General features: G+C 35.3%; 9 protein-coding genes. 3 read left to right on the top strand and 6 right to left on the bottom strand.

The window, feature by feature from the left end:
• Nucleotides 1–5 precede the first annotated feature (5 nt).
• Nucleotides 6–2,852 carry a DNA polymerase I gene (polA, locus tag ACFS5M_RS01160; protein WP_183484616.1) on the bottom strand — a complete coding sequence of 949 codons (2,847 nt, stop codon included), beginning with the start codon at nucleotides 2,850–2,852 and terminating at the stop codon, nucleotides 6–8.
• 100 nt (nucleotides 2,853–2,952) lie between these two features.
• Here polA and ACFS5M_RS01155 point away from each other — a divergent pair, with 100 nt between their 5' ends.
• Nucleotides 2,953–3,882, top strand: coding sequence for an isoaspartyl peptidase/L-asparaginase family protein (locus ACFS5M_RS01155; RefSeq protein WP_183484613.1), 930 nt, complete (start codon nucleotides 2,953–2,955; stop codon nucleotides 3,880–3,882).
• 100 nt (nucleotides 3,883–3,982) lie between these two features.
• Here the strand turns inward: ACFS5M_RS01155 and ACFS5M_RS01150 are convergent, their stop codons facing one another.
• Nucleotides 3,983–4,846, bottom strand: coding sequence for a cyanophycinase (locus ACFS5M_RS01150; RefSeq protein ID WP_183484610.1), 864 nt, complete (start codon nucleotides 4,844–4,846; stop codon nucleotides 3,983–3,985).
• 107 nt (nucleotides 4,847–4,953) lie between these two features.
• On the opposite strand from ACFS5M_RS01150, the gene cphA reads away from it, so the two are divergent.
• The gene (cphA, locus tag ACFS5M_RS01145) at nucleotides 4,954–7,596 is read left to right on the top strand and encodes a cyanophycin synthetase (protein ID WP_183484608.1); all 2,643 of its coding nucleotides are present in this window, start codon (nucleotides 4,954–4,956) and stop codon (nucleotides 7,594–7,596) included.
• 3 nt (nucleotides 7,597–7,599) lie between these two features.
• Nucleotides 7,600–9,009, top strand: coding sequence for an aldehyde dehydrogenase family protein (locus tag ACFS5M_RS01140; RefSeq protein WP_183484605.1), 1,410 nt, complete (start codon nucleotides 7,600–7,602; stop codon nucleotides 9,007–9,009).
• A 69-nt stretch (nucleotides 9,010–9,078) separates the two neighbouring features.
• On the opposite strand, the gene ACFS5M_RS01135 is transcribed toward ACFS5M_RS01140, so the two are convergent.
• The 4 genes from ACFS5M_RS01135 to ACFS5M_RS01120 all read right to left on the bottom strand — a co-directional run bounded on the left by ACFS5M_RS01135 (nucleotide 9,079) and on the right by ACFS5M_RS01120 (nucleotide 17,258).
• Nucleotides 9,079–11,025 (bottom strand): tail fiber domain-containing protein, encoded by a 1,947-nt coding sequence (locus tag ACFS5M_RS01135; RefSeq protein WP_183484602.1) that lies wholly within the window; start codon nucleotides 11,023–11,025, stop codon nucleotides 9,079–9,081.
• Between the two features lie 12 nt (nucleotides 11,026–11,037).
• Nucleotides 11,038–14,469, bottom strand: coding sequence for a tail fiber domain-containing protein (locus ACFS5M_RS01130; RefSeq protein WP_183484599.1), 3,432 nt, complete (start codon nucleotides 14,467–14,469; stop codon nucleotides 11,038–11,040).
• A 188-nt stretch (nucleotides 14,470–14,657) separates the two neighbouring features.
• A complete protein-coding gene (locus tag ACFS5M_RS01125; RefSeq protein WP_183484596.1) occupies nucleotides 14,658–15,347 on the bottom strand; it encodes a LytR/AlgR family response regulator transcription factor in 690 nt (229 codons plus the stop codon).
• A gap of 9 nt (nucleotides 15,348–15,356) precedes the next feature.
• Entirely contained in the window at nucleotides 15,357–17,258 is a 1,902-nt protein-coding gene (locus tag ACFS5M_RS01120; RefSeq protein ID WP_183484593.1) for a sensor histidine kinase, read from the bottom strand.
• Nucleotides 17,259–17,367 lie beyond the last annotated feature (109 nt).

Here is a 17,367-nt window from a genome sequence, read left to right as displayed (position 1 = left end):
TAATATTAATGAGCCTCCAACCAATTTTCACCAACATCTAAATCCACATCAAGTGGCACTTCTAGGGTGTAAGCGTTTTCCATTTCGGTTTTTACTAGTGTTTTAATGGTTTCTAGTTCGGGTTTATACACATCAAACACCAATTCATCATGCACTTGTAAAAGCATTTTCGATTTGTAATTGCCTGCTTGCAATTTGTCGTAAATCTTAATCATCGCAATTTTAATAATATCTGCCGCACTGCCCTGTATTGGTGCATTCACTGCATTACGTTCGGCAGCACCACGAACCACAGCATTACGCGAATTGATGTCTTTTAAATAACGACGTCGCCCTAAAACGGTTTGCACATACCCATGATCTCGCGCAAAATCAACTTGCTCACTCATGTAAGCACGCAGTTTAGGATAGTTGGCATAATAGGTGTCAATTAATTCTTTAGATTCACTTCGTGACAAATCGGTTTGATTACTTAATCCGAAAGCAGACACACCATAAATGATTCCGAAATTCACCGTTTTTGCATTACTACGTTGTTCACGAGTCACTTCATCTATAGGCACATTAAAGACTTTAGAAGCGGTTGAGGCATGAATGTCTTCACCATTTTTAAAGGCTTCTATCATGGTTTCTTCTTTGCTTAAAGCCGCAATAATGCGTAACTCTATTTGCGAATAATCTGCGGCAAGTAAGGTGTAGTCTTCATTTCTTGGAATAAACGCTTTTCGAACTTGTCTTCCTCGTTCGGTACGAATAGGAATGTTCTGTAAATTCGGGTTGTTACTACTCAAGCGTCCTGTCGCTGCAACGGTTTGCATATAATCGGTATGTACACGTCCTGTTGTTTCTTCTACCTGAAGTGGTAAAGCATCCACATACGTACTTTTCAATTTAGCCAATCCACGATACTCTAAAATATTTCGAATAATCTCATGTTCTTTAGCCAGATAAGATAATATGTCTTCCGAAGTTGCATATTGCCCTGTTTTGGTTTTCTTAGGCTTGTCTACAAGCTTCATTTTTTCAAAAAGAATGATTCCTAATTGTTTTGGCGATGCGATATTAAATTCTTCGCCTGCAGCATCGTAAATCTTTTTTTCAAGATTGGCAATATCTGAATGAAGTTGTTCTGATAAAGAATTTAAAAAGGCTTTGTCTAGATTAATGCCTTCTAATTCCATAGCAGCTAACACACGAAGCAATGGCACTTCAATTTCATCAAATAATTTTTGAGTGTTGGCTTCGCCTAATTCATTTTGAAAATGTTCTTTTAGTTGTAATGTAATATCAGCATCTTCAACAGCATATTCGGTTTGTTGTTCAATAGGAACATCACGCATTGAGCGCTGATTCTTTCCCTTTTTTCCTATAAGTGTTTCAATAGAAATAGGTGTGTAATTCAAATAGGTTTCGGCCAGCACATCCATATTGTGGCGCATGTCTGGATTAATCAAATAATGCGCTAACATCGTGTCAAAAAGCTTTCCATTTACATCAACATTATACTTTGCTAGAACCTTAATATCATATTTTAAATTCTGACCAATTTTCTGAATAGATTCGCTTTCAAAAAAAGGTCTAAGCTGATCAATAAGTGCTTGCGCTTCATTTTTATCCTCAGGAAATGGCAGATAAAAACCTTTTCCCACTTCCCACGAAAAAGCTATGCCTACTAACTCTGCAGTAATAGGGTTTAATCCAGTGGTTTCAGTATCAAAACACACAGACGTTTGATTCATGAGGTTTTTGACCAATAATTTTGTTGCCATTCCAGGCGTGACACTTTGGTAAAAATGAGAATTGGTTTCGGCTGTTTTTCTAGTGTAGGTGTTTTCTGTTTTCGCTTCCGCGGAATGGTCTTCTGCTCCAAATAAGCTGAATTGGCCTGAACCAGCAGATTTAACTTGTTTTGGTGTTTCTTTTGTTTTCGTTTTTTCTGAAGCACTTTCTTTAGGAATAACTTCAGTTTCAGCTGAAAATGTTTTTAAGAAGTTATCGGTTAATCGTCTAAATTCTAAGTCTTGAAAAATCTCTGTCACCTTTGGAATATCTGGCTCAGACATTTCAAAATCTTTTTCATCAAACTCTACTGGAACATCGAGCATAATGGTCGCTAATTTTTTAGACAATAAACCAAGTTCACCATTGGCTTCAACCTTCTCTTTCATTTTCCCCTTAAGTTCATGCGTATTAGCTAACAAATTTTCCATGCTGCCATAAGCGGCTAAAAACTTTTTTGCAGTTTTTTCACCAACGCCAGGAAGCCCAGGAATATTATCACTAGAGTCTCCCATCATACCTAAAAAGTCAATCACTTGTAAAGGATCTGTGACTTCAAATTTCTTTTGTACTTCAGGAATACCCCAAGTCTCATAGCCACCACCAAAAACAGGTTTATACATAAAAATGTTTTCAGAAACGAGTTGCGCAAAATCTTTATCTGGAGTCACCATAAACGTTTGGTAACCTTCTTTTTCGGCTTTTTTGGCTAAGGTGCCAATCACATCATCTGCTTCATAACCTTCTTTGACCATGATTGGAATATGCATGGCTTTAAGGATTTCGTAAATATATGGAATAGCTGTTTTTATCCCTTCTGGTGTTTCGTCTCGATTGGCTTTATAAGCTTCAAACATTTCAACACGATCTGTGCTTCCACCTTTATCAAAGCAAACAGCCAAATGATCTGGTCGTTCGCGTTTAATCACATCTAAAAGCGAATTCATAAAGCCCATAATGGCTGAGGTGTCTTCACCTTTAGAATTGATTCTTGGGTTTTTAATAAAGGCATAATAACCACGAAATATTAAGGCGTAAGCATCAACTAGAAAAAGGCGTTTTTGTTCAGACATTGGAATAAATTTGTGAGAACATCAAAGCTACAAAAAGTTAGGCTTTAATAGAAGGTATTTGAATTGCAATTTGTAATTTTCGGAACTTAAAATTTTACAGATGAATACATTTTCAATTGCCATACATGGAGGCGCTGGGACTTTGGTAAAAGGTATGATGACGCCAGAATTGGAAGCTAAATATAAATCGGCTTTACAATTAGCTTTAGATGCAGGGTATAACATACTTGAAAATAGCGGCACAGCCATTGAAGCTGTCGAGCGTGCTGTTGTTGTTTTAGAAGATTCTCCTTTGTTTAATGCAGGAAAAGGAAGTGTGTTTACTGCAACAGAGTCTCATGAAATGGATGCGTCTATTATGGATGGAAACACATTAAACGCAGGCGCTGTGAGTTTAATTACTGGAATAAAAAATCCAATATCTCTAGCACGCGATGTCATGGACAAAAGTGAGCATGTGTTTTTGGCAGGAGAAGGCGCTATGCAATTTGCAAAAGAGTTAAATTACCGACTGGAAGATCCATCGTATTTTTACGATGAACTAAGACATAATCAGTGGTTAGAGATAAAAGACACCGATAGTTTTCAATTGGATCATTCTACAAAAAAAGATTCTAAGTTTGGAACTGTAGGTGCAGTTGCTTGCGATAAAAATGGACATGTTGCTGCAGCAACATCTACTGGTGGCATGACCAATAAAAAATGGGGACGTGTAGGTGATAGTCCGATGATTGGTGCTGGAAATTATGCTAACAATAAAACCTGTGCGATAAGTTGTACAGGAAGTGGCGAGTTTTTTATTCGTGGTGTTGTGGCTTATGATGTGGCTTGCTTAATGGAGCATAAAGGGCTTTCTGTAAATGAGGCTTCAAACGAAGTGATTAACAAGCGTATTTTAGACATAAAAGGTGATGGTGGATTAATTGCAGTGGACACCAAAGGCAATATTGCCATGCCATTTAATACAGAAGGCATGTATCGTGCAAGTAAATCTTCAAATGGGAACGAGGAGGTTTCTATTTATAAATAAATTGCGTTAGCGATTGCAGTGGCATCCTTTTTATACTGAAGCAAGCTCAGTATAAAAAGATATAACGGAAAGCGCGACCTTTAGGGAACGCCCAAAGTATTTATATAAAAGGCGCTTCAATAGGTAAAACAGTAACGTTTCTGGTTTTAATATTGTATTGATCGCCATTAGAAAGGACATGCACAGTAAGGTTTGCCATTGTCATAGGCGTGCCTTTTTCTAAAAGTTTTTCGTTATTATGTGTAAGGTTGCTACCATCAAAAACGATGACCATTCCAGAACCAATAACCGTACAATCGTTGCCGTTTTTAATGATCATTCCAGTGTCTTCAGCAAGACCAAACCCTATTAAATTTGGGTGTTTAGCTACAGCTTCACTCTGTCGTCCAAAGCGACCACGTTTAATAAAATGTGTGTCTATAATTAACCCAGGAATGAGGCTTAACCCATGATACATTTTAACAGCGCCTTTAATAAAAGCTTCGGTAGGGCTTCCGCCAGCAATCATTTCGTTGGTCATTGCCATTGCGCCTGCGCTAGTACCAGCAATCACAAAACCGGCTTCGTTTTTATAACGATCTAACAAGATTTTATGAATTGTAGTGCCACCAATTTTGTTGGTGATTTTAGATTGATCTCCACCAGAAAACATCAAACAATTTGCAGATTTAACTAAATCTATAGAGTCCTGTTTTTCTGAATCTTCTTTGCTTCTAATATCTAGAACATGCACATTAGTACAGCCTAAAGTAGAGAAAGCTTCTTTGTAATTTTCACTAACTTCATCAGGAATACTAGAGGCCGTTGGAACGACAACAATTTTAGCATGAACACCTCCAGCTTCTTTAACAACGTGATATAGAATGCCTTCGTCAATAAACTCTAAACTATATTGCTCATTTTCCTCTATACCTTTATCTTCATTTCCACCAATAGGAATTAATGTGCCTTTTACTAACTGCATAAAAATTGTACTTTCTTTTTTGTGTAGGGCAAAAATAAACTAAATATTTAATAGAAAAATGCATATATTTATAATCTTTCACAAATATTTTTAAAAAACTAATCAATATGAAGATACGCGAAATAAACGCCATGAGAGGACCAAATTATTGGTCTATAAGACGACATAAATTAATAGTAATGGTACTTGATCTTGAAGAAATGGAAGAGTTACCATCTAATAAAATTGAAGGGTTCTCAGAACGTTTAAAAGCTATGTTTCCAAGCATGTACTCACATCGTTGTTCAGAAGGTTGTGAAGGTGGTTTTTTTATGCGTGTAGATGAAGGCACATGGATGGGACACATTATTGAGCATATTGCCTTAGAAATTCAGACACTTGCTGGAATGGACACAGGTTTTGGAAGAACACGAGGGTATGGTGAAGAAGGAGTTTATAATGTAGTGTTTTCTTATATGGAGGAATCTGTTGGGCGTTTTGCTGCAAAAGCAGCAGTTCGTATTTGCGAAGCTTTAATTGCTGGTGAAGCCTATGATTTATCAGACGACATTCAGGAAATGAGAGAGCTACGTGAAGCGGATCGATTAGGACCAAGTACGGGCTCAATTGTGGAAGAAGCAGAATCTAGAGGCATCCCATGGATCCGTTTAAATAAATACTCGTTATGTCAATTGGGTTATGGTGCCAATCAAAAGCGTATTCAGGCAACGGTTACAAGTGAAACTAGTAGTATAGGAGTAGAGTTGGCCTGCGATAAAGAAGACACAAAATACTTATTAGAGCAAGCTGAAGTTGAAGTCCCTCGAGGTGATATTATTCGTAGAGAACGCAGCTTAGAAGAAGCTTGTCGCTATGTGGGTTTTCCATTGGTTATTAAACCTATCGACGGGAATCATGGCAGAGGTATAACTGTAGATATTCAAAATTATGAAGATGCACTAGCGGCTTTCCATCATGCTAAGGAAAGTTCACGTAGTGGTGCTATAATTGTAGAAAAATTTATTACTGGTGAAGATTATAGGTTATTAGTCATTAATAATAAATTAGTAGCAGGAGCCATACGAACTCCAGCACATGTTATAGGCGATGGGAAATCTACCATTCAAGAACTTATTGATAAAGTAAATAGTGATCCTCGTCGAGGTTATGGCCATGAAAATGTGCTAACGAAAATAACAACCAATGAGTTAACTCAAACCATAATTAAAGATGCAGGCTATACTTTAGATTCTGTTATTCCTGATGGAGAAAGATTGGTATTAAAAGATACGGCTAATTTAAGTACAGGTGGAACAGCCGAAGATATTACAGATATTATTCATCCTGCAAATGTGAGTATGGCTGAGCGTATTTCTAAAATTATTGATTTAGATATTTGTGGTATCGATATTATGACCACAGATATTTCTAAACCTTTATCCGAAACAGGAGGTGCTGTTCTTGAAGTAAATGCTGGACCAGGATTTAGAATGCACTTAGCACCAACAACTGGATTGCCTCGTAATGTAGCCGCACCAGTAATTGATAAATTATTCCCGATAAAAGGTGATACTGGACGTATTCCTATTATTGCAACTTCTGGAACCAATGGTAAAACCACCACGACTCGTTTAATTGCACATATTGCAAAAATGAAAGGTTATCGTGTTGGTTACACCACAAGTGATGGTGTGTATATTCAAAATAGATTGCTTATGACTGGGGATTGTACTGGTCCTGCAAGTGCAGAATTTGTGCTGAAAGACCCAACAGTGAACTTTGCTGTTTTAGAATGTGCAAGAGGAGGGTTATTACGTGCTGGATTAGGGTTCAAAAAATGCGATGTAGCTGTTGTGACAAATGTAGCAGCAGATCATCTAGGATTAAAAGGAATTCATACCATTGAGCAATTAGCAAAAGTAAAAGCAGTAATTCCTGAAACGGTTCTACCAGATGGATATGCGATTTTAAATGCTGATGATGATTTAGTTTATGATATGCGACGTAATGTAAATTGTAATGTCGCCTTATTTTCGATGGATGAAAACAATCCGCGTATAAAAGCGTTACAACGCCTTAATGGTATTACTGCGGTGTATGAAAATGGTTATGTGACTATATGTAGAGGGGAATGGAAAATGAGACTAATGCGTGCAGAACATATTCCACTTACTTATGGTGGGAAAGCAAAGTTTATGATTCAAAATGTGCTAGGCGCTGTACTTGCTGCTCATGTGCAAGGCATTAGTATTGAAGATATGAAAGCGGCATTAGAAACTTTTATTCCTTCAGCATCTCAAACTCCTGGACGCTTAAATTTATTCAAATTTAATGACTTCACGATCCTCTTAGATTATGCTCATAATCCAGCAGGAATGCGTGCACTTCAGAAGTTTACAGATGAGCTAGACGCAACTGTAAAAGTGGGTATTATTGCAGGTATTGGTGATAGACGTATTGAAGATAATAATGAAATGGGTAGTATTGCTGCCGAAATGTTTGATGAAATTATTATTCGTCAGGATAAACGCTTACGCGGAAAAACGGAAGAGGAACTTATTAAAATGTTGAATGATGGGATTAAAATGAAAGATCCCAATAAGAAAACAACCATTATTCCTTCAGAAAAAGAAGCGATTAAATTTGCAGTTAAAAATGCGGTAAAAGGCTCTTTAATTATTTTATGTAGTGATGTGATTCCAGATGCTTTAGCGTTAGTTCAGAAGTTTAAAGAACAAGAAGCCAGAGGTGAATTAAATTATGCAGATTAGTATATGGAATTTTCTGACAATAGGTTTTCAGAGTTATTTAATAAGCAAAAAGTAAACCAGTTTCATGTAGGAAACTCAACATATAAGGAGCGAATAAAAAAATTAAAACGTTTAAAATTCGCTTTAGAACATACTTATAGACAATCTTTAAAAGAAGCTTTATACAAAGATTTTAAGAAGCCTTTTGTAGAAACCGATTTAACAGAACTTTATCTCGTAATTAAAGAAATTAAAGTCGCTATTTCTAACCTAAAAAGTTGGACTTCTAAAGTAAAAGTAGAAACGCCATTAACTCTTTTTGGAACGACATCATGGATACATTACGAGCCTAAAGGCGTGTGTTTAATTCTTTCGCCTTGGAATTACCCAATGAATTTAACCTTTAGTCCATTGGTTTCAGCAATAGCTGCTGGTAATACGGTTTTTATTAAACCTTCAGAATTAACGCCAAACTCGTCTAAAGTTATGGCAGACCTTATTAAAGACATTTTTAATGAGGATGAAGTTGTTTTAATTGAAGGTGCAGTTGATGAGGCTCAAGAACTTTTGAAATTGCCTTTTAATCATATCTTTTTTACAGGCTCACCAGCCGTTGGTAAAATAGTGATGGAAGCCGCATCTAAACACCTTACATCTGTGACATTAGAATTAGGTGGAAAATCGCCAACTATAATCGATGAAACTGCAAATATTGATAGTACGATTCAAAATTTAGTTTGGGGAAAACATATTAATAATGGTCAAACGTGTATTGCTCCTGACTATGTATGGATTCATGAATCTATAAAAGATTCATTTATTGAAGCTTATAAAAATAAATTAGAAGTTTATTATTCTTCAGAGGTTTCATCCTCAGATTCATATTGTAGAGTTGTCAATAATAAACATTTTAACAGGCTAGTAAGTTATATTGAAAACGCTAAAGAAACAGGTGCAACAATAGAATTTGGAGGTCATTATAATAGTGAAGATAACTTTATTGAACCTACAGTTATTTCGAATTTAAAGGAGGATACATTATTAATGCAAGAAGAAATATTTGGTCCAATACTTCCTATTAAAACGTATAAAAATATTGACGAGGTTATTAATTATATTAATACAAAAGAAAAGCCTTTAGCACTGTATATTTATAGTAAAAATAAGAGGACTATAAATTATATTCTTAATAATACTAGAGCAGGAGGAACATGTATAAACACAAATGCTTTACAGGTTTCTAATCATTATTTGCCTTTTGGAGGGTCAAACAATAGTGGAATAGGTAAAACACATGGTTTTTTCGGATTTCAAGATTTCTCTAATCAACGTGCAGTTTTAAAAAGACACAGTGTTGGGCCACTTAATTTATTATTTCCGCCATATAATAATTTTAAACAGAAGCTTATAGATTTAACTATTAAATGGTTTTAAAATATAAAATAAGAAAGCCACTCCCTAAAGTGACTTTCTTCTCAAAAATATAATTGTTCACTCAAACAATTAATGATTAATTTTATTTACATGAGATGTTTCTGCTTTGTTTTCTAAAGCAGTCAGTCGTGCTTCAAGAGATTCATATTTAGAGAGTTGTGCCTTAAGGTTTTTGTTTTCTTCATTTAAAAGTTTAATATTTTTTTCTTGGGAGGTTAATTTATCGTTTAATTCTTTAATTCCTGCAGTTAATAGTGGTGTAAGCCTTCCGTAATCTACCATCATAGGTTCTTTTTCTACATCAGAATCTGGAGTTCCTGTAACGGCTTGTGCATATAAGGGCTGTAGTTCTTGTGCTATAAAACCATATTCATTGATGCCAAGATTAGATTTAAACTCGTAGGTTCTTGGTTGTATTTTATTAATAAGTACTAAGGCATTATTGATGTCTTTGATATTCGTTTTTAGACGTCTATCGGAAGTAGTATTATAAGTCACACCAGATCCATTACCTTGAATAAGACCTCTTACTATACCATTACCTGCATTACCATCAAAAAAGGCAATAAAATTATTTCCAGATGTTGGCGCATTTGTAGTCCCCAATCGTATTTTAAGACCATCAGCATTTTGGTTAGTACTTGTGTTGTAGACTTGTGCCACATAACCTCCTGTGTTCTCTTGTCTGACATCTAACCTATAAGAAGGGACTGTACCAATACCAACATTTCCATCACCTCTAACTCGTATTATATTTCCTGTATTAGGATGATAAATATTAAAGGTACTGTTGGCATCTACATCATTCGGCTCACCATATAGTGTCCAACGATTTCCATTTGTAACAGTAGTGTTGGTGAAATTAATTCGCGCTCCAGTAGTACCTTCGTGTACCAGTTTTAGTGTAGGTTCATTAGTGTTGTTATTAGCTTTAATCTCTAAATATCCATTAGGTTGATGATTACCAATGCCTACTTTACCGTTTTTTAAAACAGTTAAGGCGTTGGAGCGATTTGCATCATTTGCACCATTTCCAATTTCAAATAATGGATCGGTCTCGATCCAGGTTGAAAGGTTGCCTCCTCCAATATTGTAGCGCCCTAAAGTCGTATTATTGCGGGATTCCGCTTTTGTTTCATAACCAGTAGCTACGGAATAACTTCCAGAAGCTGTTGTAAGGTATCCTAGAGCAGTAGAGCGACCTCCAGAAGCAGTTGTTTCATCTCCTAAAGCAGTAGAAGCGTATCCAGAAGCAGTTGTTTCGTCTCCGATAGATGTTGAAGCATATCCTGAAGCTTCTGTATTAATTCCCATAGCTGTAGAATAATAATCTGAAGCTGTTGTATTGTATCCGATAGTTGTGGAATGAGACCCAGAAGCAGTAGTTTCTCTTCCCATAGCTGTAGAGTAAATACCAGAAGCAATAGTTTCATAACCCATTGCTGTTGAGCGATTACCCAAAGCGGTGGTTTTAAATCCTATTGCAGTTGTATATTCACCAGTTGCACCATGAGTTGTTGAATTTACATTAGAATGACTCAAGTCTGTAGCATTTTCTCCAATATTACCATAATGATCTGGGTCTTTTCCTTTTATACGCCATCCAACACCATTACCTTCATCTATGGCTTCTAGACCAGAAACATTACCTGCAGAAAGCGCGTAAGGCACAGTCATGAATTGCGTGGTTCCTAAATCTACTAATCCAGCGCCTGTATCCATTTGTACATTTAAAAAATGAGCATCGCTGTCCCAATGTATTTCAGAAAAATCATCAGGTGTAGTGCCTTCTCCAATGTTTAGAATAATAAGGCCATTGGCATTGGTTGTTGGTGTATGTGTTTCAGTATAAACAATAGTAGCATCTTCTAAAATAGAAAACTGAACTGTTATGTTTTGGTTGGCGAGCACATTACCCAAATTGTCTTTAACAAGCGCTTTGTAGTTAATGCTTTGCTGTGCAGTAATTGTTATCGTTAGAAAAAAACTAAAGATTAATAGTGCGATACGTTTCATAATGATTTGTTTTTAGTTGTCTAGTTGTGGTTCTGTGTTTTTACTTTCCAAGGCGTTTAATCGCGCTTCTAAAGCTTCATATTTTGAAAGTTGTGCTTTCAGTTTTTTGTTTTCTTCTTTAAGCACATCAACTTCGTCTTTAAGTTCCTGAACCGCTTTTATGGCTACTACGCCAAACCCAGAATAATTCATATGATAGACGTCACCTTCCTTATTATGGGTTACTAATTCAGGATAGATCAATTCAACATCTTGAGCGATTAATCCTAGGTTACGTTTATCATCTTTCTGTCTTTTATAGAGGTAACTTAAGGTTTCTAATTTCATAAAGTTTTCCCATGAAAAAGGCAATGGTTTAAAGTCTCTTTTTAAACGTCTGTCTGAAGTTGCAGAATACACACCGCTTGCATCATTAAAATTTCCAACAACTGTATTGCCGTTAAGTGCATTAAAAAGGCCAAGATCACCTGAGCCGTTATACACATACATTCTCCAGTCACGGTTATTAGCTCCAGTGTTTTCAATTTTAAAACCATCACCACCAGCATTACTGCCATGAAAAACATGAAGATTAGCATTTGGGAGGCCTCCAATACCTACAAGGTCATTTGCGGCATCAACTAAAAGCATATTTTGTTGGTTATCTGATTCCACTCTAAAATCACGATCTAGACCTTGTTCATTAAAGATGAACGCTGTATTCGCTCTTAAATCAACAGAAATATTACCATTTTCTCGCACTGTAAATCGACCATCATCAGTTCCATCTGTAAGCATTTGACCTATAATGGTACCTACGATACTGTTTTCCCTCCAAGTCATATTGCGCCCAACAATTGAATTTCCAGCATCGTTAACTGTAAAAACACCAGATCCAGTATCTTGAATGATAAAATCACCACTTCCATTTAAGTTAAAACGTGTGTCAAAATTCCCATAGTCTATGTTCGTGTTTTGAGTTAATGTGCCGCCTAATTGGATGTCATTTGTATTTGCTGTTAAACCATTACTCGCAGTGCTACTTTCTTCATTCAATGTATTAAATGTAACAATACCGGCTCCATTGGTAGTCATTACTTGATTTGCTGTACCATCTGTTTCAGGCATAACATAGCGATTTGTAGTTGAGGCTCCTAATGACGTATTACCTATAAAATATGCGGCATATCCATTAGAGTTTTGAGCATTACTGTAAACACCATAATGTGTTCCTCCAGCTGAAACGTCAATGACATTATATGATCCATATTTATCACCAGTTCCACTTCCGCTTAGATCATTATAAATACCATAATGGTCACTATTTCCTGTACCGTTAATATCACTCCGCACACCATATCGAATGCCAAGTGCATTAAAAGTCATATCATTGTAAACTCCTGTTTTCTGACCGTTTCCAAAATTTGTAAATTCGTTAAAAACGCCAAATTGATGTCCGCCACTAGATCCGGCGAGCGTATTTGATACACCATATTGCCAACCGTTACCTAAACCAGAAAGGACATTTTCTGTGCCTTTACGACTTCCAGAACCAGCAGAAGTAATTTCGTTAAAGGTGCCATATCTATGTCCTGATCCAGAAGATGAAATGAGATTTTTAACACCATAATGAGATAGAATCGTTGGTGATGAAGAGACACCATTTATTTCATTATAAACACCGAATCTGTTATTCCCTCCTAATGATCCTTCTAGAACATTTTTAATTCCATAGCTATCTCCATCATCTTCGTTGTTTATATAATTATCTATAGCATAATTTGGATTAGAAAAGTTCCCAGATTTATCAATATCTAATCCAGTATCCATGTCGTTGGCATTAATAGTCAATTTTCCAGTTCCAGCTGTTAAGGTGCCAATTGTTACTTCTTTGGCTATACCATCTGAAGGATGAATGCTAGATCCAGTATCTGACCATTCAGATTGAAATAAACTTGTGGCATCAACAAAACTAACGTGCCCAGTACCATCTGTAGTCATAATCTGATTGGCTGTACCATCAGTTAAAGGCATATCATATTCATCATTGATATTCATTAAGCCACTTTTGTATATGGTTAGGGCGTTGCTTCTTGATAAATTATTTCCATTTCCAATACTAAATACTCGATCGGAACTATTCGCTGAGCTGTTACTATTCGGAGTATACGAAATATTATAGTATCCAATACTGGTTTCAGCATATGATGGTGATACTGTAGATTCTCCTATTGCCATTGAATTATTACCGGAAGCAACTGTAGATTCTCCTATTGCCATTGAATTATTACCGGAAGCAACTGTAGATTCTCCCATTGAAGTTGAAAAGGAACCTGAAGCTTCTGTGGCTCTTCCCATTGCAGTTGAATGATTGCCCGAGGCAATTGTGTATTCTCCCATAGAAGTAGAATATTGACCAGTAGCATCGGTTCCATAACCCATAGCTGTGGAAGCATATCCAGAAGCAAGACTGGCTCTTCCCATCGCTGTTGAGAATGAATTTGAAGCAGTAGTTAGATAGCCTAAAGCAAGAGAATTTGAACCCGAAGCTGTTGTACTTTCACCAATAGCTATTGAGGATGAGGATGTAGCATTTGTGTTATTTCCAATGGCGGTTGAACTATGTCCAGATGCAATTGTCTGATATCCCATCGCTGTAGCCCTATTCCCTGAAGCTAAAGTTTCATATCCTAATGCTGTTGAATATGTACCTGTAGCATCTGTAAAATATCCTGTTGCAAAAGAATAATCACCTGATGCTTCAATACCTGTTCCAATTGCAGTTGAATTTGAACCTATGGCATTCGCACTAAAGCCTATTGCTGTGGAATAAATTGCTGTAGCTTGAGAGTAAAAACCTAATGAAGTAGAGTAATCACCTGAAGCCGTTGTACTGTTTCCTGCAGCAAAAGAATTTACTCCTATATTGGAGTCATCCCATTCATTGTTGTCAATTTGACCAGCTCTAAACGCCCCTTTTATTGGGCTAAAAAACATTCGCGTACCAGAACCTGTAATTTCTGTATCAATTATATTTCCAGAACCAGATGTTCCAGTTACCAAGAAACCATCCGTTCCATTAATACGAACTGCTCCGTTATCTGCTGTTATATTTTTACCAATACCTGCACCACCTTGGTCGTAGGCTTGGTCTAGAGTGTTTTTTCCACCAGAAGTAAGAAACACCCAATTTGTTGTAGTATCATCCCAATAATAAAAGCCTTTGCCAGACATGGCAGTTCCAGTATAAAAAATAAGCATTCCATCTTGATCGATACTTGGAGTAGAAGGGAAGTTACTCATACGTGGAATTAAAATGCCATCTGTGTCTGCAGGTGAAGTTGTATTACTTGCAGAAATGTCTAAAGTTGATTTAGGATCTGTATTACCAATACCAACTTGTGCAAAATTTAGTTGAATGCTAAATAAACATATAGCAATAAGTATGAGTTTGAGTGGTTTCATAATCTATGTTTTTGAGATGATCTTTGATGAAAATGCTATAAATAATTTTTAGGGACTATTTATGGCATTATTACTTTTCACAAAAAATCATAGGGTTAATAGCCTTATGAAGGTATTGATAATTAGTATTTTAGAATTTTTTATTTAGTGAATGCCTCCGTTTTTTTAGTGAATCCAGATCGACTGAATTAGGAGTGTTTTAGCTTGCTCATAACTAAGCTTTTTTGAGAGGCACTAATAGGAATGGGCTCTGTTTTAAGAAAGAGTTTATTGTTCTCTACAGCTTCTACATGATTAAGGTTAACCCAATAGGAACGGTGGGTTTGTATAAATGCATTTTTATCAAGCTGTTCAGACATGTGCTTGAGTGTATGTGGTACCAGGTGGGATTTTGTAGTGGTATATACATAGCAATAATTGTCGAAGGCCTTTAGATATAAAATAGAATCTTGATTAATTTTATAAGTACGACCCTCAGATTTTAGGGTAATGAATTGTTCGTTTAGCGATTTATAATTATGCCAAGCTAATTCTATATTACTCCTTAAACTATGTTCTGTAAAAGGTTTTATAATGTAACCTAAAGGGTTGATTTGTTTTACGCGATTAATGGTTTCAGGATCTGTTTGGGAGGTTAAAAATAAATAAGGTAATTTTTGTTTATCTAATTCTTGAGCCAAATCGATACCATCTTTTAAACCTTCTAATTGAATATCTATAAGAATCAAATCAGGGCTCAATGTATTAATTTCTTTTAGAGCAATAACAACACTATCTGCATCACCAACCACATTGTAACCTTGTTTTCTTAAGGCTGTTTCAATGGTTGAAACAATTAAGGGTTCATCTTCTACAATATAAATAGTTTGTGCTTTCAAAGGCTTTATTTATGATAGGATATTAAATTTTGAAATGCTCAAAATAGCTTGTGTACCTTCTTTCAGTTTAGAGTTATAGTTTAAAGTCCCTTTGAGCTGTTTTGAAAGTGCTTTCATTAAAGTTATGCCAAATGAAGACTGTTTGATTTCACCTTCAAAACCTTTACCATTGTCTGCTACTTTTAGTACTAATTCTTCTTCTACTTTAGAAAAATCAATACGTATAGTATTATCTTTTTCAAAGTCTTCAAAAGCGTGCTTCATTGTATTAATAATTAATTCATTTAAAATCAAACCTAAAGGTGTTATGGTTTCTATATCTAGAACATGAGATTCTATATTGAGTTGATATGCAATAGTTTCTTTTTGAGTGTTATGACTTTCAAAGATGTCCTTAACTAAATCACTAATATATTCTTTTGAGTTAATGCCAACTAACTCATCTTTATTGTATAATTTTTGATGTACTAGTACCATTGAACGCACACGATTTTCGGCTTCTTTTATAGCGATTTTAGCTTTTTCATCGGTTACATTTTCGGACTGTAAATACAATAAACTAGATACGATTTGGAAACTGTTTTTTACACGATGATGTACTTCTTTTAATAAGACATTCTTTTCATCAAGAGTACGTTCTAAAATAGAATTTTGACTATTTAGCTTTTTGTTTTTTAATCTGTTCTTATATAGGAAATATGTAGTTATGCCAATAAGGAATATGCCTAAGATTGCAATAATTATAAATAGATTCTTTTGTTGTTTTTCTTTTTCTTTTTCAAGCTTTAAGATTTTTAATTGTGCCTCTTTTTTCTCGGTTTCATATTTTACTTTTGAATCTGCAATTTTAGTTATCATTTGTTGCGTTCTTAACGAATCAATAAGTATTGCTTTTTTCTGAACAATATCAAGAGCGTTATCACAATCGTCTTTAAAAAGATAGGAGTTTTCTAGCAATGAATAGCTTCTTAACTTAAATAAGGGTTCAATGTTTCTTTCAGAACTTAAATATTTTTTGAGATAAAAAACAGCTTCATCATGTTTGCCAATTTTGATAAGGCCTTCAGCAAGTGTATTAACATAATATTGCTGATTGGTAGTTAACGCAGAATCTTTGGAAATATTAACAACCTTTTTAAGCTCTCGAACTTGCTCTTCGGTATCTTCAAATTCTAAAAAACTAGAAATAGATATGTGTTTTTCAGGCGTGCTAAAACCATCTCGATTTAAATAATAAGCTTTAAGTTTCTGAGAATAGTAAGCATGCTTTGCATAGTTTTTTTGGAACTTATAATGATGTACTACAGCAGAAAGCACGTAAGCGTTTTGTCTGTCTTCAGGATAGGCTTCAAGACTTTTAACTGCTTTTTCATAAAACGAATCACGCGCCTTAAAGTTACCAAGAAGTCCTTCAATATCAGCTTTACGTATGTAAGCGGTATTTAACTTATGACCTAGCTTCTCTTTATTATGAAGTGCCATTTTTTCAGCTTTATTGGCATAGAAAAGTGCTGAGTCTAGGGAAGACTTTGAGGTAAATCCGTAAGATTTTAATTGAGTATATTCAAATTGAATACGTTTGTATCCATATTTTTTAGCTAAATTCAAGCCAATACTATTAACTCTTAAGCCTTCCTCTTTTTTATCTACTCTGTAAAGGTAGCTAGCATATTTATTATAAAAAGATAGTTTGATTTTTGCTTTGTCTTTAGATATAGAATCAAGATACTGATATAACTGAAGCGTATTGTCTTGCTTTTCAAATTTTGAACTCAGTCTTAAAAATTGCTTTTCAAATTTATCTTCATTATTATCTTGATATGTATAAACCAAACTATCAATATCACTTTTGGTAACGTCTTGAGCAAAAACGAAACCAGGCAAACACAATAATATCAATAGAATTCTCAAAAAAAGATTTTTTTATAGCATTACAGGACTAAGTTAATGAATTAAAGTTATGCCATAACCGTTCAAAACTTTCGTTTTTTTAGTGAACAGCATGTTTTTTTAAGTGAAT

It is taken from the genome of Lacinutrix iliipiscaria (genome assembly GCF_042686125.1).
Lineage (GTDB): Bacteria > Bacteroidota > Bacteroidia > Flavobacteriales > Flavobacteriaceae > Oceanihabitans > Oceanihabitans iliipiscarium.
This window is presented reverse-complemented; position numbering and strand designations above follow the sequence as displayed.